Source organism: Vibrio sp. 10N.239.312.D08, assembly GCF_041466145.1.
Lineage (GTDB): Bacteria > Pseudomonadota > Gammaproteobacteria > Enterobacterales > Vibrionaceae > Vibrio > Vibrio crassostreae_C.
The window spans coordinates 17,382-39,179 of sequence record NZ_JBFSSD010000046.1; the positions used below are offsets into that span (position 1 = coordinate 17,382).

At 45.5% G+C, this 21,798-nt stretch carries 24 protein-coding genes; 19 read left to right on the forward strand and 5 right to left on the reverse strand.

Annotated features, from left to right (window positions below; translation table 11 throughout):
* Positions 1 to 54 precede the first annotated feature (54 nt).
* Both flgP and AB6D58_RS19575 read right to left on the reverse strand, forming a co-directional pair.
* On the reverse strand, positions 55 to 486 hold the full coding sequence (gene flgP, locus AB6D58_RS19570; RefSeq protein WP_017062265.1) for a flagellar assembly lipoprotein FlgP: 432 nt from the start codon (positions 484 to 486) through the stop codon (positions 55 to 57).
* A 9-nt stretch (positions 487 to 495) separates the two neighbouring features.
* A complete protein-coding gene (locus tag AB6D58_RS19575; protein WP_017064137.1) occupies positions 496 to 1,131 on the reverse strand; it encodes a FlgO family outer membrane protein in 636 nt (211 codons plus the stop codon).
* Positions 1,132 to 1,323: 192 nt separating this feature from the next.
* On the opposite strand from AB6D58_RS19575, the gene AB6D58_RS19580 reads away from it, so the two are divergent.
* On the forward strand, positions 1,324 to 2,457 hold the full coding sequence (locus AB6D58_RS19580) for a flagellar assembly protein FlgT (RefSeq protein WP_017062267.1): 1,134 nt from the start codon (positions 1,324 to 1,326) through the stop codon (positions 2,455 to 2,457).
* A 140-nt stretch (positions 2,458 to 2,597) separates the two neighbouring features.
* Positions 2,598 to 3,104 (forward strand): hypothetical protein, encoded by a 507-nt coding sequence (locus AB6D58_RS19585; RefSeq protein ID WP_017062268.1) that lies wholly within the window; start codon positions 2,598 to 2,600, stop codon positions 3,102 to 3,104.
* A gap of 128 nt (positions 3,105 to 3,232) precedes the next feature.
* Here the strand turns inward: AB6D58_RS19585 and AB6D58_RS19590 are convergent, their stop codons facing one another.
* Genes AB6D58_RS19590 through AB6D58_RS19600 form a run of 3 tightly spaced genes read right to left on the reverse strand, consistent with a single transcriptional unit; the run spans position 3,233 to position 5,989 of the window.
* Positions 3,233 to 4,474, reverse strand: coding sequence for an NAD(P)/FAD-dependent oxidoreductase (locus AB6D58_RS19590; protein ID WP_372158171.1), 1,242 nt, complete (start codon positions 4,472 to 4,474; stop codon positions 3,233 to 3,235).
* Between the two features lie 23 nt (positions 4,475 to 4,497).
* Entirely contained in the window at positions 4,498 to 5,571 is a 1,074-nt protein-coding gene (locus AB6D58_RS19595) for a methyltransferase (protein WP_017062270.1), read from the reverse strand.
* A gap of 28 nt (positions 5,572 to 5,599) precedes the next feature.
* Positions 5,600 to 5,989 carry a hypothetical protein gene (locus AB6D58_RS19600; protein WP_017062271.1) on the reverse strand — a complete coding sequence of 130 codons (390 nt, stop codon included), beginning with the start codon at positions 5,987 to 5,989 and terminating at the stop codon, positions 5,600 to 5,602.
* Positions 5,990 to 6,061: 72 nt separating this feature from the next.
* On the opposite strand from AB6D58_RS19600, the gene AB6D58_RS19605 reads away from it, so the two are divergent.
* From AB6D58_RS19605 to AB6D58_RS19685, 17 genes are all read left to right on the forward strand, one after another.
* Positions 6,062 to 6,811: a beta-ketoacyl synthase chain length factor gene (locus AB6D58_RS19605; RefSeq protein ID WP_372134178.1), complete on the forward strand. Its 750-nt coding sequence runs from the start codon at positions 6,062 to 6,064 to the stop codon at positions 6,809 to 6,811.
* A complete protein-coding gene (locus AB6D58_RS19610) occupies positions 6,808 to 7,578 on the forward strand; it encodes a 1-acyl-sn-glycerol-3-phosphate acyltransferase (protein ID WP_017064140.1) in 771 nt (256 codons plus the stop codon). The genes AB6D58_RS19605 and AB6D58_RS19610 overlap by 4 nt, the downstream gene beginning before the upstream one ends.
* 105 nt (positions 7,579 to 7,683) lie before the next feature.
* Positions 7,684 to 7,944 (forward strand): phosphopantetheine-binding protein, encoded by a 261-nt coding sequence (locus AB6D58_RS19615; protein ID WP_004736154.1) that lies wholly within the window; start codon positions 7,684 to 7,686, stop codon positions 7,942 to 7,944.
* Between the two features lie 10 nt (positions 7,945 to 7,954).
* On the forward strand, positions 7,955 to 8,212 hold the full coding sequence (locus tag AB6D58_RS19620) for an acyl carrier protein (protein ID WP_004739745.1): 258 nt from the start codon (positions 7,955 to 7,957) through the stop codon (positions 8,210 to 8,212).
* Positions 8,212 to 8,769 carry a septation protein IspZ gene (locus tag AB6D58_RS19625; RefSeq protein WP_017062274.1) on the forward strand — a complete coding sequence of 186 codons (558 nt, stop codon included), beginning with the start codon at positions 8,212 to 8,214 and terminating at the stop codon, positions 8,767 to 8,769. The genes AB6D58_RS19620 and AB6D58_RS19625 overlap by 1 nt, the downstream gene beginning before the upstream one ends.
* Before the next feature lie 6 nt (positions 8,770 to 8,775).
* Entirely contained in the window at positions 8,776 to 10,164 is a 1,389-nt protein-coding gene (locus tag AB6D58_RS19630) for an AMP-binding protein (protein WP_017062275.1), read from the forward strand.
* 88 nt (positions 10,165 to 10,252) lie between these two features.
* Complete coding sequence (locus AB6D58_RS19635) at positions 10,253 to 10,615, forward strand: 3-hydroxyacyl-ACP dehydratase (RefSeq protein WP_017062276.1); 363 nt, start codon at positions 10,253 to 10,255, stop codon at positions 10,613 to 10,615.
* The gene (locus tag AB6D58_RS19640; RefSeq protein ID WP_372158174.1) at positions 10,608 to 12,407 is read left to right on the forward strand and encodes a glycosyltransferase; all 1,800 of its coding nucleotides are present in this window, start codon (positions 10,608 to 10,610) and stop codon (positions 12,405 to 12,407) included. Before AB6D58_RS19635 ends, AB6D58_RS19640 begins: the two co-directional genes overlap by 8 nt.
* Positions 12,385 to 13,932 carry a histidine ammonia-lyase gene (hutH, locus tag AB6D58_RS19645; protein WP_372158176.1) on the forward strand — a complete coding sequence of 516 codons (1,548 nt, stop codon included), beginning with the start codon at positions 12,385 to 12,387 and terminating at the stop codon, positions 13,930 to 13,932. Before AB6D58_RS19640 ends, hutH begins: the two co-directional genes overlap by 23 nt.
* 39 nt (positions 13,933 to 13,971) lie before the next feature.
* Positions 13,972 to 14,475, forward strand: a complete 504-nt coding sequence (locus AB6D58_RS19650) for a thioesterase family protein (protein ID WP_136982904.1) — start codon at positions 13,972 to 13,974, stop codon at positions 14,473 to 14,475.
* On the forward strand, positions 14,462 to 15,142 hold the full coding sequence (locus tag AB6D58_RS19655; protein WP_136982905.1) for an outer membrane lipoprotein carrier protein LolA: 681 nt from the start codon (positions 14,462 to 14,464) through the stop codon (positions 15,140 to 15,142). The genes AB6D58_RS19650 and AB6D58_RS19655 overlap by 14 nt, the downstream gene beginning before the upstream one ends.
* Positions 15,114 to 17,486, forward strand: coding sequence for an MMPL family transporter (locus AB6D58_RS19660; RefSeq protein ID WP_136982906.1), 2,373 nt, complete (start codon positions 15,114 to 15,116; stop codon positions 17,484 to 17,486). The genes AB6D58_RS19655 and AB6D58_RS19660 overlap by 29 nt, the downstream gene beginning before the upstream one ends.
* Positions 17,483 to 18,106 carry a DUF3261 domain-containing protein gene (locus AB6D58_RS19665; protein ID WP_029235408.1) on the forward strand — a complete coding sequence of 208 codons (624 nt, stop codon included), beginning with the start codon at positions 17,483 to 17,485 and terminating at the stop codon, positions 18,104 to 18,106. The genes AB6D58_RS19660 and AB6D58_RS19665 overlap by 4 nt, the downstream gene beginning before the upstream one ends.
* Positions 18,107 to 18,111: 5 nt before the next feature.
* A complete protein-coding gene (locus AB6D58_RS19670; protein ID WP_017062283.1) occupies positions 18,112 to 19,311 on the forward strand; it encodes a beta-ketoacyl-[acyl-carrier-protein] synthase family protein in 1,200 nt (399 codons plus the stop codon).
* Positions 19,304 to 19,768, forward strand: coding sequence for a hotdog family protein (locus AB6D58_RS19675; protein ID WP_017062284.1), 465 nt, complete (start codon positions 19,304 to 19,306; stop codon positions 19,766 to 19,768). The genes AB6D58_RS19670 and AB6D58_RS19675 overlap by 8 nt, the downstream gene beginning before the upstream one ends.
* Positions 19,765 to 20,490 carry a 3-ketoacyl-ACP reductase FabG2 gene (locus tag AB6D58_RS19680; protein ID WP_017062285.1) on the forward strand — a complete coding sequence of 242 codons (726 nt, stop codon included), beginning with the start codon at positions 19,765 to 19,767 and terminating at the stop codon, positions 20,488 to 20,490. Before AB6D58_RS19675 ends, AB6D58_RS19680 begins: the two co-directional genes overlap by 4 nt.
* Positions 20,487 to 21,710 carry a beta-ketoacyl-ACP synthase gene (locus tag AB6D58_RS19685; protein ID WP_017062286.1) on the forward strand — a complete coding sequence of 408 codons (1,224 nt, stop codon included), beginning with the start codon at positions 20,487 to 20,489 and terminating at the stop codon, positions 21,708 to 21,710. The genes AB6D58_RS19680 and AB6D58_RS19685 overlap by 4 nt, the downstream gene beginning before the upstream one ends.
* Positions 21,711 to 21,798: the final 88 nt, after the last annotated feature.

Here is a 21,798-nt window from a genome sequence, read left to right on the forward strand (position 1 = left end):
AAAACGAAAGCAGCCAATATAACTGGATAGTCCTATCGCTAGACGCCCCTTGGGCTAGAACAGCGTTTGTTGTCTCTTTTCAGGTACAGGTTGAACTTCACCGTAATTACGTAACTGTTCCATCTTACGGATATCAAGCTGAAGCTCAGTAACATAGCTATCGCCCACAGGGTAGCTGCGTACAACTTCTGCACCGCGGATTACGCCATCAACCGCACCAGAAGTACGTTCCGTACCAAGGCGTTGATCTTCAAGCTCTGCCCGACCACTCACTCGCATACCGTAAACTTGTTCTGCAAGTTCACGATAGGCGTCGATCTTAGAAGCTCTCATCGCACGGATACGTCTTTCTTCATCGTTACGTCCTTTCTGCTCACTGATACTCGCGTAGCCAACGGCAACTAAGTAGTCGTCTGGCCTCATGTTTTGCAGTGGCTGACAGCCAACAAGCAGTAAAGCGGCAACAACAAATATTAACTTCTTCATCTCGAACTCCTAAGGGCGAAGAATAACAGTATAAGGCTGGCTGATCGTTGGGTCAGAACGAATGATAACGCCATCTTGAGTTCGAATACTGTTTAGAGTATCTAGGTCACGACCAATACGGTCTGCAGGCAAGAAGCCTTGTGCCGTCGCCACGACAATGCGAGTTTGCATGCCAACAACACGAGCATTGACTAACACACCACCTTCTTGGCGAAGCATAGTGCCTGTCAGTACGTACTGTACGTCTTGTTCTTGAGCTAAGTCTTTCCAATCGCGGCTTAACGCAAAGTCACCTTGATGAGTCACTTGAATAGAACCTGTTGTTTTGAAATCAACAACCTTGAAGCCACGACGCTGAAACTGATGAATGAAACCTTCTGATACCGAGTTGCCTAGCCAGTTCGTTGTGTCCATGTGCTGCAGGTCCACAAACGAAGTAATTGCTATTGGCGTTCTCGCTGAAATACTTGTATTCGAAATGATCAAATCTTCAGTCATACTTTCCACAAAAAAATCCATGGTATGACGAGGGCTGTCCATCAACATAAACTGACTGCCTGAATATTCAGACTTGCCGTTATAGATCGGCGAATAAGCGCATGATGTCAGTAACATGACACTCATTACTACGAGCCATTTTTTCATTCTCTAATCTCCAGATAGTTTTAGTGCCACCTGTTCCAATATGTTCTCACCATTATTCTTTTCAATGGATTACAATGTTGGAACAGTCTTTGCTTTTCATTAATGGTTCAGATTAAGAAAAACGCACTTAAGTCAGCTTCAAGCTTATAGTTATTTGTTAAGCAATATTTATACCCAACTGGTAACGAATAGATGAAAAAAATAATTTCTTACTTATTTTCAATAAGTTCACTGATAACCATAAGCTTCAGTGCTCATGCCTCTTGGTATGAGGTTACCGGTACCGCAGCCATCGTATCGTCAGAGGAAACGGCAAGGGTCCATGCTCTGGAAGACGCGGTATATAAAGCGATCCAGTTCTCAGGAGCCGACATTGGTAGCATTGCCAACCTCACGCCCTACCTCGACGCAAACAAAAAAGAGTTTCAATTTACCAATCATGAAGTGCGCTACATCTTGGTAGAAAAAGAGAAAAAACGCAGTGGCAATATAATGATCACCGCAAGGATCGATATCTATCCTTCGGCAAATGCTTGCCATGAGAGCCAATATAAGAAGACATTTTTGGTCGGCAACATCGATGTGACTTCCCCACAGCAAGCTGTAATGGGCAGAATCTATAACATCGGTGATGATTTTGGTCATGTCGTGGACCGACAGCTGGCGCAAGAGTCTCGCAGCTTTGTTTCCGTTGGCACGACCAATTACGACATCGACAAACGTCGACCTGAAGTGATCAAGATGATCGCCCAAGACACTGGCGCACAATACATCATTGGTGGCGACATTACCGATTTAACCGCGACCATCGAATCCAAGCTTTTGAAAGACGACATCATCAATCGTCAGTTTGCGTTAGAGATGCAAGTCTTCGATGGTAAAACAGGACATCAGGTTTACAACCGTAGCTATCGTGAAGTGGCAAAGTGGCCATTTGCTAAGACCAGTGAAGTGGACACCCGCAGTGCTCGTTTCTGGGCATCAACCTATGGCAGTATGATGCTGCGTGTTAGCCGCAATATTATGTTGGACTTGGAATCTGAAGTGTCATGTAAGATCACGCTTCCAGAGGTGGCAGCGGTATTTGGTAACACTGTGACCATTGATTTAGGTCGAATGCATGGTGTTCAACAAGGTGACAAACTGCAACTGTGGCACACAGGTTCGTTTATCGACCAACGCGGCTTGCCACGTAATAAGGTATCTCAAAGCGATATCACACTGACCGTTTCTCGCGTTTATGAAAACGAAGCAGAACTGACGATCGACCAACCAAGCCTTGCTGGAAGCATTCAAATTGGTGATGTGATGCAGAAAATCATGTAGTTAGCGACACGCCCGCCTCACAGTTTCTAATAAAGCCTTAGCACTTTTGTTAAGGCTTTATTTTTTTTCATGGGTATTAGTTTCGGTTTTGCAGTATTTGGCGTAATCTTATTAATAACATAATCATCACTTAGCAAACTATGAGTCAGAATAATCTAATTGGTGCTACCGGTTACCGCTTTATCTCGAAAGGTAAAACCGCTTTTAAGATCCACATTCATACTCCCGAAGATACGGTGTTGCATCGGTCGGTCGGTTTTGTTCGTATGGGTGAAGACAAAGCACTGAAGAAAACCATTAAATTAAGAGATGAACTGGGCAGACAGCTATGGGGCAAATTTTGGCCCAAAGTCCTCAAAGAGCCCTACCTGATGACGCGCCTGCCTCATAGTCTAGAACCCAAAATTGTATTCAAACCAAATCCAACTCAGAGTGATCCTGAACACCGCGACGAATGCTACATCGCTAAGTGGCGTGTATTCTCAGAAAACGGCGACTACAAATACAAAACTAAGGTGTGCTCCATTAGAAAGCACGGCCGACTTGCAGCTTATAGCCAAACCAAACGTGCGCTGCTTGATGCTCACAAAGACGTAATTGATCTACTTATATTTATGGGACGATTGAACAGCATCGACTTAAAATAGGCTTAAATCCGATTAAGCTGACCGCCCATATTTTTCAGATACAAAAACAGCCGCACATTGCGGCTGTTTTTAATTTATGACGATCCATCGTGGCAATTTAGAGTATTGCTACATACAAAATCGATTACCTAGTTTCGGCATATCTCAGCCAGTGTCGCCAATCGGCGCTTAGACTCTTTCACATAAGGGTTGGCTTGATCCCATGCGTAACCCGCCAGAATTGAGCACACCATCTGCTTAATCTTTGGATTTGGATCTTGATAGAAAATCACATCCTGCAAAGTACCTGAGTACCACCCCTCAACATACGTTCTAAAGGTGTTTACACCAACCATCAAAGGAGCGGCATAATCGCGTTCCCAATCTACCTTCTCACCGTTAAGTTGCTTTTCGACACACTCAACCGCAAACTGTGCCGACTTCATCGCAATCGTCACGCCTGACGAGAACACCGGGTCAAGGAACTCGCCGGCATTGCCAAGCAACGCGTACTTATCCGTCGCCAAATGTTTTACATTGGCAGAATAGCCACCAATTTCACCCGCAGGGTTTGGATACTCGGCGCTTGCCAGTATCTCAGCCAAGCCCGGCTCTTCCGCTGCCAGCTGTTTAATTGCAGCAATCTTGTCTTCTGGATAGGACTCAAAGAACTTAGGCTCTCCTACCACACCAAACGAAGAGACACCGTTACTAAACGGGATCAACCAATACCAAACATCAGGGTTGGTTGGATGCACAGAGATAAGAATTTTATTTCGGTCATATTCAAGATCGGTATCCACCTCTGCAATATGCTCGTTAATGTGCGTAAAAATAGCTTTGCGTGGAGGAAGCGATGACGGCTCTTCCAAGTTAAGCATTTTTGGTAGCACTCGACCAAAACCACTGCCATCCAGAACGTATTGAGCTTCTATCTGATAATGCTCTCCACCCAGCACTTGTACATCTAAAATGGTGCTGTCGTCGGTGAAATTAATGCCCATTAACTCATGTTGGTAATCAATGCAGACACCCTGCGCCTCAGCCGTATCTGCCAAAACCTTATCAAAGGCACCTCGCTGAACCTGAAACGTGGTTCCAGGGCCAGAAGAGAACTTGTCTTCAAAATTGAACGCCGTATAAACACCATTTTTGCGAAAGGCAGCGCCATCTTTGTATTGGAAGTTAGCGTTGATCACTGCGTCAGTCATCCCAGCCTGTTCAATCATTTCCATACAAGCTGGTAATAGGCTTTCACCAATAGAAAAGCGAGGGAATACGCTCTTTTCAATCACTCGAACATCGATGCCTTTTTTATGAAGTAAAGACGCAGCAATAGACCCTGATGGCCCAGCTCCGATGATCACCACTTGAGTTGATAGTTTTTTCATTATTTAAGCCATGTTTGTTATTTTTATTGCGCGCCAGCTTTCAATTCTAGAAGCGTGTGACCAAGACCGATATCGTCGGTACGCGTTACCACTTCAAAGCCCGCTTCTTCAACAATCTCTAAGAAATCTTCACTGCGGTAAAAACGACTGTTGCCATTGGCCAAGCAGGTAAAGTAGAGAGACGTCGCGTTTAAGCTATAAGAAGCCGCATCGTATTTCTGTGAATCCCAAAACAGTTCAAGGATATAGACAGTCGCATCTTCTGACATATGAGAGCGAACGCGCTTTAATATGCTCAGAATCTCCATTGGCGAGAAACAATCAAGGAACTGACTCATCCACCAAACATCCGCGCCCGTTGGCAGAGTTTGCTGTTTATCGAGCATATTCGCTGGGAATGGCGTGACTCGCTCTTGATGACCATGCTTTGCCGCGTTTGCCATTGCCATTTCTAGCTGCTGTGGCAAATCAACAATCGTCACCTCAACGTCCGCATCATGGTTGCAGCATTGCATCGCCCACTTACCCGTGTTGCCGCCGATATCCACCAGCGACTTAGGTTTCTTGCTGAAGACTTTTTCAAGTAACACAGGGAACGAGCGATCCGAATAGAAGTGATCAAACTTGAACCAACTCTCTTTTGCTTTTTCTGGCAATTGAGACAAGCCTTGGTAAATGGTTTCCCAATCACCCAACTCTTTCAAGCCTGCAGGTGTGCCTTCTTCAATCGCTTCTGTTAGATGCATCATCGCGGCATAACAAACATCGGCTGTGAAATCCATGTTTGCGTTAGTCATACCATCATGCAGAAGGTAGAAACCAAGGTTAGCCATTTTGTAGTTAGGCTTTTCCCAAGTCACAATATGAGCACTTAACGCCATATCGAGCAGGACTTTCACGCCGTACTCAGAGACACCGGTCGATTCAGAGATAGACTCTGCTGGTAAACCCTCGTTGCCCGCGTCATCTAACGCTTTCAAAATGCCTAAATCACGAAGTGTACGAGCAGTATGAAAAACAATCGGAGCGAAAGACAATTTCTGCGCTTCTGTTTTTGCTTCTAATGCGTTGAATGGATCTAATTTATATTCCGACACGAAAAACCTAACTTTAAATAATAGAGAGTTACTCAGCTGCCATTTGCGCAAGCTTACGTTTAATATCAACGTTTAAGTTATTAACCCAACGGTTGTAATTACGGTGTATTTCACCATCGTCGTACTTCAAATTCTCTGATTCAACGTAAAGAATAGAGTAAAACTTATCACTATAAGGAATTTCAACCACAGCGTGGTGCGAACGAACATACAATTCAGCGCGGATCAAACCAGGCTTTATTTCTGAAACCAACCAGCCTCGATTTTCAGCAGATTCAGAAATAGCTGATTTAACCTGTTTACTTTGAAGATTCAGTGCAACTGGAGTATCCTCAACATTCATTACAGGTTGGACGCGTCCACATCCTGCAAGAACGAATATGAATAACATTGAAACTGCTATTTTTAGTAATTTCATTTAAATTCCTTATCTGTGTTTATTTATAAGCGCGCATAGTATTTAGTTAAACTCAAAGCAAATCAATACTCTATGTCAAATCAATCCCAATTAATGTCGTTTAATATTGAGAAATGGTCTGCAAATTCGGCTGGTCTCAATTCTGTTGCCCAATGGCAAGCGTGGAGCACTAATTTAGATTGGCCACAAGATGGCTCAACTGAATTTAAAGCGATCCCACCGATGATGCGCCGCCGAATGAGCCTACAAAGTAAATTGGCCGTTCAAACTGCATTGACACTCTTAAAAGACAACTCGATTGATTATCTGGTTTTTGCCAGTCGACATGGTGAACTGCACCGAACCGCAACCTTGATTCAGTCGATATTAGAAGGTGACGATGCCTCACCAATGGCGTTCTCGCAGTCGGTACATAATACCGCAGCTGGTCTAACCACCATTGCCGCCAAAGCACCGATTCCACTGACTTCAATAGCCGCAGGGCAAGATACTTTCCATAACGCTCTGATCGAAGCTTATCTTTACCTTCATCAATATCCGTCGCATCGAGTGTTAGTTATCGATTTCGACCAACCTCTGCCCGAGCTCTACCAAGAGTACGAAACACAGAACTTTGCTGATTATGCGCTGGGCTTAGTGCTCACCGCTGGCAGTGAATACTCTATTACTAGGACAGTAGAGACCAACCAAGCACCTTCCGTGTTACCACAAGGGTTACAAACGCTCCAACATATCTTATTGGGCGCAAATAAGTGGGCTATTGCTGGCAAGCACCAAACTTGGTCTTGGGTAAATAACACCGAGACAGGTCCACAATCATGAGCAAAATCGACCAATATTGGCGAGTATTCGCGACAGGGCTGTGCTTTACCATCTTTGGTCTAGGTGGCTTAGTATTAAGCTTCTTAATCTTACCCACTATCGCGCTAACGACTTCCAACACCATTAAAAGAGAGCTTAAAGCACAGCGATTGATTCGTTTCTCATTCAACGCCTTTTGCCAAATCATGAAGTTCACCGGAGCAATCGATTACCGAATTGATGGTGCAGAACTACTGCGTAACGACCGTAACTGCATTATCGTCGCCAACCACCCAAGTTTGATTGACTATGTGCTGATCGCCTCTCAACTTCCTCAATGTGATTGCCTCGTCAAAGCGGCCATTTGGGAAAACCCTTTTATGAAAAGGATTGTCAAAGCGGCAGGTTATATACCGAACCAAGCCCCTGACGATCTTTTAGAGCGCTGTGAAGAACGCTTCTCACGTGGCAATGTCATGCTGATTTTTCCCGAAGGAACTCGCACAACGCCAGGAATTGAACCATCCTTACAGCGTGGGGCGGCACAAATCGCGACTCGAACACAAACCGATTTACGCGTGATTCATATTACGGTTTCTCCGACATTCTTAACGAAAGAGAAAAAATGGTATCAAGTTCCTGCGTCGAAGCCCTTTTTTCATGTCGCGGTGAAAGGTAAAATAGAAGTCGAACCATTTATTGAAGGCTCAAATAATTTAACTTCGGCAGCAAGGCGCCTTAATCATCATCTTGCACAAACAATTTTCCCTTCCGAAGAAAACATTTAGCGTATCAATAACATAACAGGCGATATCGGCATTTCGAAAATACCTCATATAATGTAGAATCGCCCCCTTAAAGCAGCATTCAGATAAAGCATTAAGTAGGCCAAAGTGGAAACATTACACAACGAACTGAAACAACTGATCATCGACGCATTGAACCTTGAAGACATGAGCATTGATGAGATTGAAACGGAAGCTCCACTATTTGGTGATGGACTTGGACTAGACTCTATCGATGCCCTTGAGCTTGGCCTTGCTATCAAGAAAAAGTACAACATTGTTATCGATGCAGATGATTCAAACACTCGACAGCACTTTGCGTCAGTTGAAAATCTAGCGAACTACATCTCTTCTCAAACGAATAACTAGACAGATCTTTATGACACAAGCTAACCAACAAGAAGTATACAACCAGGTTAAAGATGCGCTTATTGAGCTGTTCGAGCTTGACGCTGAAGATATCACCCCTGAAGCTCATCTCTATCTTGATCTAGACCTAGACAGCATTGATGCCGTTGATTTGGTCGTTCACCTACAGAACGTCACAGGTAAGAAGATAAAACCTGAAGAGTTCAAAGCAGTGCGCACCGTTAATGACGTTGTCGAATCTGTGGTTGAACTATTGAAGGACGCCTAATGCGTCCTCTGCTGACTTTACTGTCGGCAATTATACTTTTCACTTATCCAATAGCGGTTTACTTTGGACTCAACAAGTTTGGCTTACAAACCGTTGGTATTGCCTTAGCCGCTATCTTTGCTGTACGCATTTTCACCGGCGGTCAGGCTAAAATCAAAGAGCTAAAACACCTAGCTTGGATCAGTGGAAGTGCCGGTATTGTTCTGCTGGCTTTAGGCTTAGCCTTTAAGCAACACGGCTGGCTAACCTATTATCCCGTTATCGTTAATGTTTGTATGCTGGTTGTATTCGCTTCGAGCCTATGGCAACCACAAACGATTATCGAACGTCTTGCTCGCCTTCAAGAGCCTGAACTTCCGCAAAGTGGCGTTGATTACACACGAAAAGTCACCAAAGTGTGGTGCTTGTTCTTTGTTATCAATGGCTCTATTGCCCTTTACACCTGCTTCCAACCGCTAGAAGTATGGACCCTATACAATGGCTTACTCAGCTATCTGTTTGCAGGGTTACTCTTTGCAGGAGAGTGGGTAGTAAGACAGCGCATTCGTCAGAGTTAAATTGTTATGACCCAAACCGTATCTTACACCTCGTTGTCTGAGCTTCTTAGCCAGGACAGAGCCCCTGAATCTATTGTCTGCTTTGACGACAATAGCGAGATTACGTGGCAAACATTTAACGACGACTTATCTCAACTCGTACAATTTTTGTCTTTATCCCCTTTTCAACGAATCGCGATTTGTACCCAAGACAGCTACCTATTTGCGGTGGCCTTTTTGGCATGTACAGCAGCCAACAAACACATCATCTTACCGGGCAACTACCAGCCATGTGCGCTTGCTGAGTTAAGTAAGCAGTTTGATTGCCTGCTAGTTGATAACTCGATTGGCGAAGTTGAGGTGAATGACGTTCGTAATATCCAAACCTTATTGGATTCAAACACTGAAGCACAAAAACCTCTAACCGAGAATCTTACGACCATTGATTTGGCAACAGTCCCATTAACTCTGTTCACTTCAGGTTCAAGTGGCACGCCAAAAGCGATAGATAAAACGTTAGAGCACCTCGATATTGAGACCGCTCAGTTACACAAGAACTGGGGTGAGTTACTCAAGGGAAACCAAATCCAAAGCACAGTTTCTCATCAACATATCTATGGTTTGCTGTTTAGAATCTTATGGCCACTATGCTCTGGTGTTCCATTTGCTCGACACAACCTTGAATACCCAGAACAGATCTTATCTCACGCAAATCAAAACTGTGTACTAATCAGCAGCCCAGCGCTACTTAAACGATTAAAGCATGAGACCAACAAGGTACAACTTGCAGGAATCTTCTCTTCGGGTGGTCCATTGCCTACCGAGTCGGCTCACCAGTCACGAGATCTGCTTGGTCATTTACCGATTGAAGTCTTTGGTAGCACAGAAACCGGTGGCATCGCATTTCGTCAGCAAGAGAGCGCTCAAACGCCTTGGCAGCTTTTTGCCTGTATTGAGGCTAGTCTCAACAGTGAGAATTGCATTAAGTTATTGTCGCCGTACATCGATAAGAATAACTGGTATCAAACCTCTGATGAGTGCGAGATGGTCTCGGAGAATCAATTCATATTGAAGGGCCGAACGGACCGAGTGATCAAGATAGAAGAAAAGCGAGTATCACTGGTTGAAGTGGAAAAGCGACTGGAGCAACTGCCTTGGATAAGTGAGTGCGTGGTTATTCCATTTGAGGAGCCTGAGCGATTAATATTAGCCTCTGTTTTGGTATTATCAGATGAAGGCCAAGCCGCTCTATCGACCATGAGCAAAGGTAAATTCTGGTTGATGCTGCGTACAGAACTCAGAAAGTGGTTAGAGCCAATCGCAATCCCGAGAAAATACCGTGTTGTCGATGAGATCCCCCTCAACAGCCAAGGTAAGCGATTAACATCTCACATAGAACAGCTAATAAAATCATAGAAACCGCTGATCGTATTTTACACTGAGATTATCTTTTTATATTTTTGTCAAAGAACCAATATTTGCCCAAGGATTCTAAGCACGCCCTATGGATAAAAGAAAACCAAACATCATTGCTGTAGACACGGTAGAAAATGAATCGACCCTGACACTTCATGTTAGCGGAGATATCACCGACTTTAATGGGCACTTCAAGAGCTTCCCTATTCTACCTGGCGTCACGCAAATTGATTGGGCACTTCACTACGCAGTCCAAGAGTTAGGCGTTCCTGGTTTCTTTAAAGGAATGGAAGTCATTAAGTTCCAAGAGCCTATCCTGCCTGACGCTACAATCCAGCTATCACTCAAATGGGATGCTGACAAAGACAAGCTGAGCTTTAGTTACACATCAAACAACGGTGAACAGACCCACTCTTCAGGCAAAATGAAGCTGGGAGAAAAAAGTGAATAGCACTCCCGTCGAGGCTACTTCTCAACACCACACAAAAGAAAGCAGCTACAAGGCTTGCTTCCTTATCCCGTGCTTTAACCATGGCGCAACCATGCCGGCTGTGGTGTCGTCACTTCATCATTTTGAGTTACCGATCATCATCGTTGACGATGGCAGTGAACTCACAACAAAACAGTTTCTGTCTCCCCTAGCAGAGAATTCAAACGTAACCTTGGTGACGCTTGAACAGAACCAAGGTAAAGGCGGCGCAGTAAAAGCCGGAATCAAAAAAGCGCAGCAACTAGGCTTTAGCCACGCTATTCAGATAGATGCTGATGGGCAACACGACCTGGAAGCCTTGCCAACATTGATTGAGGCCTCACAAGCTAAGCCACAACGTCTGATATCAGGCCAGCCTATCTACGACGACAGCGTACCCAAAGCAAGGCTCTATGGGCGCTACGCGACACATATCTGGGTATGGATAGAAACCCTTTCTTTATCAATTAAAGACAGCATGTGTGGCTTTAGAGCGTATCCTATCAACCAAACTCAAACTGTGTTGAATAAGTACGATGTTGGTTCGAGAATGGACTTCGATATCGAGATTTTGGTTCGCCTGTATTGGGAAGGTTGCGACATAGACTTCGTTGAAACGCGCGTTATCTATCCTGAGAACGGCATCTCTCATTTCGATGCGTTGTGGGATAACGTCAAAATCAGTTGGATGCATACACGTCTATTCTTCAGCATGCTGCCAAGAGCACCAAAACTGATTGCTCGCCATTTCAAATCCGATTCAGCTGATAATAACCCAAATTTATCGACTGATTCAGAGCCGCAAGCTTCTGAACAACCACACTGGTCCCGCACTCAAGAACGCGGCACAGTATTAGGCATTAAGCTGTTATTAGCCATTTATACCTTGTTAGGTCGCGGTGTGTTCAACCTCATTCTGCGTGGTGTGATGCGTTACTACCACTTGACGGGCCAGCGTGCGCGAAACGCTTCCGAACAATATCTATTCCAATTAAAAGCCTATGCGGAACAGCAAAATATTGAGCTCCCCGGAGAACTAACCAGTTACAACCATCTGCTTTCATTTGGCCATACGATGCTCGACAAGCTCGCGGCATGGAAAGGTGATTTCTCGGCAGATAACCTGACTATTCATGGCCAAGACCAGTTCGAGAGCATGGTGGCAAATAAGCAAGGTGTGCTAATCCTTGGATCTCACCTTGGCAATATTGAGCTGTGCCGAGCTTTAGGTCGCAGACACTCGAACATCAAAATCAACGCCCTGGTTTTTACAGAACACGCCGAACGTTTTAATTCCGTGATGAAAGCGGTTAACCCGCAGTCTGATTTAAATCTGATTCAGGTGACATCGATGGGGCCTGATACCGCTATCTTGTTACAACAGAAACTAGAGCAAGGCGAATGGATCGTGATTGTTGGCGATCGAACTTCCACCAGCAAAGAGAGCCGCTCAGTATGGGCTGAGTTCTTAGGTAAGGAAGCTCCATTCCCTCAAGGTCCATTTATGTTAGCCTCGGTTCTCAAAGCACCCGTATTTTTGCTGTTTGGGTTACGTGACGACTCACAATCTAAGCCGCATTTTAATGTCTATTTCGAGCATTTTAGCAACAAGATCGAGCTACCAAGAAAGACTCGCGAACAATCTTTACAGCAAGTCGTGCAAAAATACGCAAATCGACTTCAGCACTACACACTGCAAGCACCGCTTCAGTGGTACAACTTTTTTAATTTTTGGACATTGAGCAAGCACCATGACGAAAAAGAATCCAAATAGCATCACCTTTGGTGCCGAGCGCCTCACGATTGAGGATGTTGTCGCTATCTCACAAGGCGCAAAAGCCTCGATGAACACAAGTGAAGCATTCACATCTAAGATCGACCGTGGTGTCGCTTTCTTAGAACGCCTATTGAAAGAAGAAGGTGTGATTTACGGTGTAACGACGGGTTACGGTGACTCATGTACGGTTGCGATTCCGCCAAACCTAGTTGACGAGCTACCACTGCATTTAACACGTTTTCACGGCTGTGGTTTAGGTGAAATATTGTCTCACGAACAAGCTCGTGCAGTATTAGCAACGCGCCTGTGTTCGTTATCACAAGGTGTCTCTGGTGTGACTCACGATCTACTCAACCAGATCGTTACTCTAATCAACCAAGACATCTCACCACGCATTCCTCAAGAAGGATCGGTGGGTGCCAGTGGCGACTTAACACCTCTGTCTTACTTAGCCGCAGCACTGATTGGTGAGCGTGATGTAATCTACAAAGGTGAAGTGCGCCCAACCAGTGACGTCTACAAAGAGTTAGGAATTAGCCCTATCAAACTTAAGCCAAAAGAAGGCTTGGCGTTGATGAATGGTACGTCTGTAATGACGGCATTAGCTTGTATCGCTTACAAGCGTGCGGAATATCTAGCTCAGCTATCAACTAAGATCACCGCTATGGTATCAGTCGGTATGCACGGCAATGACTTCCATTTCGATGAAGCGCTGTTTGCAGTCAAACCTCATCCTGGTCAACAACAAGTTGCTGCATGGCTGCGTGATGATCTGCAAGCGGATCGCCCGCCACGTAACAGTGATCGCCTCCAAGATCGTTACTCTCTGCGCTGTGCTCCACATGTTATCGGCGTGGTTCAAGACTCTCTGCCTTGGCTACGCCAAATGATCGAGAACGAGCTAAACAGTGCCAACGACAACCCAATTATCGATGGTGATAATGAGCGCGTACTGCACGGTGGACACTTCTACGGTGGACACATTGCAATGGCGATGGATACGTTAAAAACTGCAGTTGCGAACCTTGCTGATCTGCTTGACCGTCAAATGGCTCAGCTGATGGACTACAAGTTCAACAACGGTTTGCCATTCAACCTAACGGGTGCTGAAGGCGAACGTAAGCCAATCAACCACGGCTTTAAAGCAGTACAGATTGGCGTTTCAGCTTGGACAGCAGAAGCATTGAAACACACCATGCCAGCAAGCGTATTCTCTCGCTCAACTGAGTGTCACAACCAAGATAAAGTGAGTATGGGCACCATCGCAGCTCGTGACTGTTTACGCGTTCTAGAGCTAACCGAACAAGTGGCAGCAGCGTCACTACTGGCGGGGGCACAAACACTCGAACTTCGTAAGCGCCACAAAGAGCTTGATGAGCACCACATGAGTGAGAACCTCAAGCACATTCGCGACGAAGTGCTTAAGGAGTTTGAATTTATCGTAGAAGATCGACCACTTGAAGGCGATCTACGCCACTTCATTGCTCGTATTCAAAGTCAGCACTGGTCACTTTACTCATAAAGTAGCCAACCCTTTACGCAATATTGTTGAGAGCGATTTATGTCTGAAATCCTTCACCCATTACAATCTGAGGTGACGCTTATCACCTCATTCCAAGATGCCGACCCAATGGGCGTGATCTATCACGGCAACTACTTCCGATTCTTTGAAGAAGTTAGGCGCATCATGATGGATAAGATTGAGTACAACTACCATGAGATGAAGGATTCTGGCTACATGTGGCCTATCATCGACACGCGCGTAAAGTACATCAAAGCGATACCATTTAATCATCAGATCAAGGTCACGGCTAAGTTGACTGAGTGGGAAAACCGCCTGCGCGTCGATTATGAAATTCATGATGCCCTAACCGGTGCTCGCATGACTCGAGCGCACACAATGCAGGTTGCCGTCACCATCGAAGAACAAGAGATGTGCTTTGCCTCACCCAAAGTGTTTACTGACAAAGTCGAACACTGGCACCAATTTGGTTGCTTACCTCTAGCAACTGAACATCAAACACAAACCTCTAACCCACAGCAGGTGAACCATGAATCTGTTTAAACGCAGTCGCAAATACATCAATATCGCGCTAATTGGACTTACTGCGATGATGGCAAGCGGCCTTGTAAGCGCCAAAGAAAACTCTGCTGCTGTCAATTCTATTTCAGAGCTGCAGACGGTGCTCAGCGAAAATAGTATTGTGCGTGGTGAGTTCACTCAAACACGCAATATGGAGATGTTCGCCCAGCCTTTAACGTCACAAGGTACATTTCTGTTAGACAAATCAAGTGGCTTACTCTGGACACAAACCACTCCGTTTCCCGTGAACTTAGTGCTCACCGATAACAAACTGAGCCAAAGGTTTGCCGATCAACCCGCAAAAATCATCACCGACAAAGAAAATCCAATGGCGTTTTATTTCAGCCATATCTTCTTGTCAGTGTTTCATGGGGACACGCAAAAACTTCAGGAACAGTTCGCACTCAATTTTGAGCCCGCAACTAACACCAGCTCTGATAAAAATGTACAAGCATGGACACTGACTCTAAAGCCCAAAAATGCACCGATGAATGCGGTGTTTGAGGCTATCACACTGCAAGGCAACAGCGATATTGAACGTATTGAGTTGAAAGAGATTCGTGGAGATAGCACAGTGATCGAATTCAGTCAGTTAAGCCATCTACCGGAAGTATTATCAGATGCTGAAGCGAAACAATTCCAACTCTAGTCTTGCCCTTGTTTGGCTTGTTGTTGTAATGCTGTTTAGCGGGTTGTTGACCAAACAATTCGCTTTTTCTTCGTCGGTACCGATTGAAAGCAACATTCTAAAGTTACTGCCCGAAAACCAGCAAGACCCAATGGTAGAGCAAGCCTTTCAGCAGATATCCAGCTCGATGAGCGAGCAAGTGGTATTTATCATAAGCGCTCCCGATATCGAACAAACCATGGTTGCGACCGACGCTTTTGAAAAAGCTCTCAACCAAAGAACTTTTTCAAGTCAGCCAACTCTGTTTAAGCAAGTTCAAGGTAAAATCAACGCCAGCACTCAAAGCCAGTGGAGCGATTTCTATTTTCGTCACCGATCTCAACTGCTGACCCAACAACAAAAAGAGACGCTGACACACTCGCCTGATTCGCGAGCTCAATATGTCATTCAGTCTCTGTACAATCCATTCTCAGGCGTCACTGCAGCAGAGTTATCTCTCGACCCATTCTTGTTATTTCGCGACTACATCAGTGCTATTGGCGTCCAATCAAGTAACTTTGTTCTGAAAGAGGGCTATCTCACGGCCCAGTCGAATGAGCAAACTCATATTTTAGTCACGGCTACTCTGGCGGACTCACCTTATAGCTTGGCGATTCAAGAACAACTTCCAGATCTTGATTCAATTGAGCGCGAGGTCGAAAAACAATTTGGCGTCAAGGTGCAGCATACTGGTGTGGTGTTCTACGCCAATTACGGTACCGAAAGCGCGAAATCAGAAATCAGTACCATTGGTTTGGGCTCATTGGCAGGCGTTATTTTATTGGTGTGGCTGACATTTCGTAGTGCGCTACCACTTGCCTTATCTTTACTCTCAATCAGTACAGGATTATTGGTTGCACTGGCAATCACTGTCGCTATCTTTGGTAAGGTGCATCTATTCAGCTTGGTGTTTGGCGCTAGCTTGATTGGCGTATCCATCGATTACTCTTTTCACTATCTCACTGACCGTTTGGCCGCAGGAAGCCACTGGCAGAGCGATAAAGGCCTAAAGCATATTTTCATTGCCATCACTCTAGGTTTAATCACCAGCTTAATCGGATACTTAGGGCTACTGGTTGCGCCATTCCCAGGCTTGCAGCAACTGGCTCTGTTTTCGTCGATTGGACTGATCGCAGCTTACGCCAGTGTGGTGTGCTGGTACCCCGTTTTAGCGGTAAAACCAGGCCAAGAGCGCCCTCTTCCCCTGTCGAAACTTTGGCATACTTGGTTAAGCCTTTGGAGCAACCAAAAATTTAGAATTGGCTTACCGTTAACAGTGACTGTCGTTAGCTTGATGTCACTCAGTCAAATTCGTTACGACGACGATATTCGCCAGCTTCAGGCTATGCCCGAACAACTCAAACAACAAGAGCAAGCCATTACTGAGATATCAGGGTTAGGCAGTGGTCAAAATATGCTTTTGGTCACAGCTCAGAGCGACCAAAAGCTACTCAAAAAATTGACAGAAATCACCACAAGCTTAGATTCGCTGGTCAATAGCCAAGGTATCTCCGGGTATCGCAGCATCAATCAACACTTGTTAAGTAAACAAGAACAGCATGATAACTATCAGTTGGTTGAACAACTCTATAGTCAACAAAGCCATATATTACAAAGCTCTCTCGGTTGGTCTACGTTTCCAGAACTACCAAAATTCGAACCAATCACGGTATCTGGATTTTTGGAGTCTCCAGTCTCAGAGCCTGTTCGACCACTTTGGTTAAAACCTATCGACGGGCAAGCAGCGTCGGTCATTTTGATAAAAGACGTCACTGATGCTGAGCTGTTCTCACAGTGGTTGGAGTCAGATTTTGCTCAGAAGCAAGGTGTGAAACACCTCAATAAAGCGGATGAAATCTCCTCTCTTTTTGCTGAGTACCGCGTCAAGATTACCGAGCTGTTATTGATAGCATTGGCAGCTATTGGCATGCTGTTAGGCTGGCGCTATGGTGTGAAGCAAAGCCTGTTAATGCTGTTGCCTTCATTGATTGCAGGCGTAGCAGGTTTGGCGGTCACGGGCATTTTAGGCTCGACACTGAACCTATTTAACCTGCTTGGTTTGATTCTGATTTTAGGGATTGGCATAGACTACACCCTGTTCTTTGCTGAGCAAAAGAAATCGCTGAGCACCTTATTAGCGATCACCTTGTCAGGTCTCACAACACTACTTTCATTCGGCTTACTGTCGCTGAGCCAGACTCATGCTATTCATAGCTTCGGGGTGACGGTTCTGACAGGGATCTTTGTCGCTTGGCTGCTTTCTCCACTCGCGATCAACAGTAGTAAAAACGTAGAAGGACCAATTACTCGAGAGGCTTTTAGATGATCCAGACATTAAAGGTAACCTTCGCCATACTAGTGGGCATTCTAATGAGTGCCTGCTCGATGGTTTCTCAGCAGCCAAGTGGTGCGAGCGTGTCTATCGATCAAGACACCGATCTAGCACTACCACTGCCAGCTGAACTGGGATACTCATTAACAGCCAGTCAGTTGATTAGCGCTACGTGGGAAAATGATACACAGCAGCTTCCGGTTCAAGTCGAAGTCACACCAGGTAAAGTGGTTTTGGCGGGGTTCTCCTCTTGGGGTACTCGCATTCTATCGCTGCAATACCAGAATCAAGTAATTGATACGCAGGTTTTGTCTGGGCTTGGCGCAACTTTGCCACAACCTGAACAGGTGCTATTTAATTTAATGCTTACCTTATGGCCGGCTGAAGCATGGGCTCAGCCTTTACAAAGCATAGGTTGGCACCTAGTCGATACCGACAAAACAAGAACCGTATTTGATGAAAACCAACAGGCAATCATTCAAATTGATTACCAAACAGATCCTGGTACACACAAAACGGCAGGCGACATTGTTTTCAAACATTTGACCCTGGGCTACAACATCACCGTACAAACGTTGAACTCAACGATTGTCGACAATCCAAGTAAGAGTTGAACACTATGCCTATTTACATCCAAGACTGTGGTTTCCACTCAGCGCTAGGCTCAGAGATTGCCGATATTCATGGCTGTCTAAAAGACGAGCGTGAATCAAATATGGTCGAAGTGCACGATATGCTGAACGATGGTAAACACACTGTCGTTGGTCAGATCGCGGGTGAACTACCACCGATTCCTTCAGATCTTACGCAATACGCCACTCGCAACAATCAACTGGCGCTGTCGGCTCTTCACCAAATTGAAGATTCTATCGAGCAAGCCAAATCTCAGTTTGGCGCAGATAGAATTGCTGTTGTTATTGGCACCAGCACATCTGGGATCTCCGATGGTGAAGCAGTCTTCAAACAAAAATTGGCAAACGGCGAGTTTCCAGCAGATTACCATTACTCAAAACAAGAGCTTGGTGATACCTCAGAGTTCGTTAGCCAGTATTGCGCATTAACGGGGCCAAACTACGTCATATCTACGGCTTGCTCATCCAGTGGCCGCGTATTTCTGACCGCCCAGCGCTTATTAGATTCAGGTATGGCTGATGCCGTGTTAGTGGGTGGTGTGGATACATTGTGTAAGCTGACACTCAATGGTTTCCACGGTCTTGAAGCACTCTCAACAACACATTGTAAGCCATTTAGTGCAACCCGAGAAGGTATCAACATAGGAGAAGCAGCGGCATTTATGTTGCTCAGCAAAACAAAGTTAGCCGGTGTTAATGCAGCACAAGACACGTCAAACATTGCCTTATTGGGCTGTGGGGACAGCTCTGATGCACACCACATTTCAGCGCCTCACCCTGAAGGCAATGGTGCTGAACAAGCAATGAAAAAAGCGTTACATTCTGCACAGTTAAACGCAGAAGACATTGGTTATATCAATGCACATGGTACAGCAACGCCACTCAATGACTCGATGGAAAGTAAAGCCATTCATCGTATTTTTGCAAACAAGGTTCCCGTCAGTTCTACCAAACCGCTGACCGGGCATACTCTAGGCGCAGCAAGTGCGATTGAGGCTGCAATTGCGTGGCATATTTTGAAATATGACTTACCGCTTCCCTTACAAAAATGTCAGGATAAAGCTGAAGATATTGAGATTGATTTGGTAAACTGTTCACAGAAACTTAAAGCAAAGAACATCTTAAGCAACTCGTTTGCTTTTGGTGGCAACAACATTAGCCTGATTTTTGGTGTAGTAAATGACTGATATCCCTTCTGTAGACCAACTTCTCCCTCACGATGATCCGATGATATTAATCGATCGTGCTATCAGCGTAGAGGCGTTGTCGATCCACTGTCAGGTCGATATTGGTGACCATAATCTGTTCTTTGACGCCGAATCTCAAACGGTACCAGCATATGTTGGAATCGAGTTTATGGCGCAGTCTGTAGCGGCATGGTCTGGATATCACGCACTTAAAAACGGCACCACGCCCCCAATCGGATTCTTACTCGGCTCTCGTCGCTATAAATCACTGTGTGATGAGTTTACTCAAGGTCAGACCCTTGATATCTACGCCGAACAGATGATGGAAGACAGCGGTATGGCTGTGTTTACCGCAAGAGTCGAAGACCGAGGTGAGTTAGTGGCTCAATGCCAACTCAACGTCTACGTGCCGACCGAACAAAAATTACAAGAAATGAAAACTAGGAGCCCATCATGAGCCGTCAGGTTTTAGTCACTGGTGCCAGTAAAGGTATTGGTAAAGCGATCGCTATTCAACTCGCGAAAGACGGGTTTGAAATCGCCGTTCATTACATGGGTGACAAGCAAGGTGCTGAAGAGACGCTAAAGTCGATCACCGAACTGGGTGGCGCTGGACGTCTTATTCAATTTGATATCAGCAAACGAAGCGAGTGTCGCGAAAAGCTTGAGTCTGATATCGCTGAACATGGTGCTTACTATGGTGTAGTGAACAACGCGGGCATTACTCGTGACACTGCATTCCCCGCGATGACGGAAGAAGAGTGGGATGGTGTGATCCATACCAACCTAGATAGCTTCTACAACGTACTTCACCCTTGTGTAATGCCTATGGTTCAAAAGCGTAAAGGTGGCCGTATCGTCACTCTAGCGTCGGTATCCGGCATTATGGGTAACCGTGGTCAAACTAACTATGCTGCAGCAAAAGCGGGGGTGATTGGCGCAACTAAGTCTCTTGCTCTAGAACTCGCAAAACGCAAGATCACGGTAAACTGTGTCGCTCCTGGCTTAATTGACACAGGTATGGTTGACGAGCACGTGAAAGATCATGCACTTCCTCAAGTACCACTGCGCCGTATGGGTGAGCCGGAAGAAGTAGCCGGCCTAGTCAGCTACCTAATGTCTGATATTGCAGGCTACGTAACTCGCCAAGTGATTTCAGTAAATGGAGGCTTAGTATGACCCGCCGCGTTGTTGTAACTGGAATGTCTGGTGTTACTGCTTTTGGTAACGACTGGCAACAGATAGAGCCTAAGCTAAAGGCCTGTGAAAATGCGACTCAATATATGCCAAGCTTCGAGCAATATGATGGTCTCAACACAAAACTTGCCGCGCCTATTGATGACTTCCAACTGCCTAAACACTACAAGCGTAAGCAAGTGCGTGGCATGGGCCGTGTATCACGCCTAGCAACCGTTGCGACTGAGAATGCATTGGAACAAGCCGGCTTAATTGGTCACGATGTATTGACCAATGGCGAAACTGGTATCGCTTACGGCTCTTCAACTGGCAGTACCGATGCGGTTGGTGCTTTCGGAGTAATGCTGAACGAGAAGTCGACACGAGCAATCACAGCAACCACTTACGTTCAAATGATGCCACACACAGCCGCGGTAAACGTAGGTCTGTTCTTTGGTCTGCGTGGCCGCGTGATTCCCACCAGCAGCGCCTGTACTTCAGGAAGCCAAGCCATTGGTTACGCCTATGAAGCGATCAAGCATGGTTACCAAACCGTAATGGTTGCCGGTGGTGGTGAAGAGTTATGCCCAACTGAGTCTGCCGTTTTCGATACCCTTTTCGCTACCAGTTTAAAAAACGACACACCCAAGAAATCCCCTAGCCCATACGACAGCGAGCGTGATGGCTTGGTTATCGGCGAAGGCGCTGGAACCCTGATCCTTGAAGAGTACGAACATGCTGTTGCTCGTGGCGCAAAGATCTACGCAGAAATCATAGGTTTTGCGAGCAACTGTGATGCGGCTCATGTGACTCAACCTCAGATGGAAACCATGCAAATCTGTATGGAGAAAGCATTGAGAGACGCACAACTTCCAGCTGAGAAGATTGGCTATGTTTCTGCGCACGGTACTGCGACTGAAAAAGGTGATATTGCAGAGAGTAACGCGACAGCGAATATCTTTGGTGAAGTACCAATCAGCTCTCTTAAGAGTTACTTTGGCCATACGCTTGGTGCATGTGGTGCAATTGAAGCGTGGCTCAGCCTAGAGATGATGCATAGCGGTTGGTTCAGCCCAACCCTAAACCTTAAGAATGTCGATGAACAGTGCGGCAAGCTCGATTACATCACGGGCTCAGGTCGCGAATTGGATGTTGAATACTTGATGAGCAACAACTTTGCTTTTGGTGGAATCAACACCTCTATCATCTTCAAGAAAGTCTAAGCTTAGCTACATAAAACGCTAAGTAAATAAAAAGGTTCATCGCGGATTAGCGGGAACTAAAAACAAAAACGGTAGTAAGTGATATGGT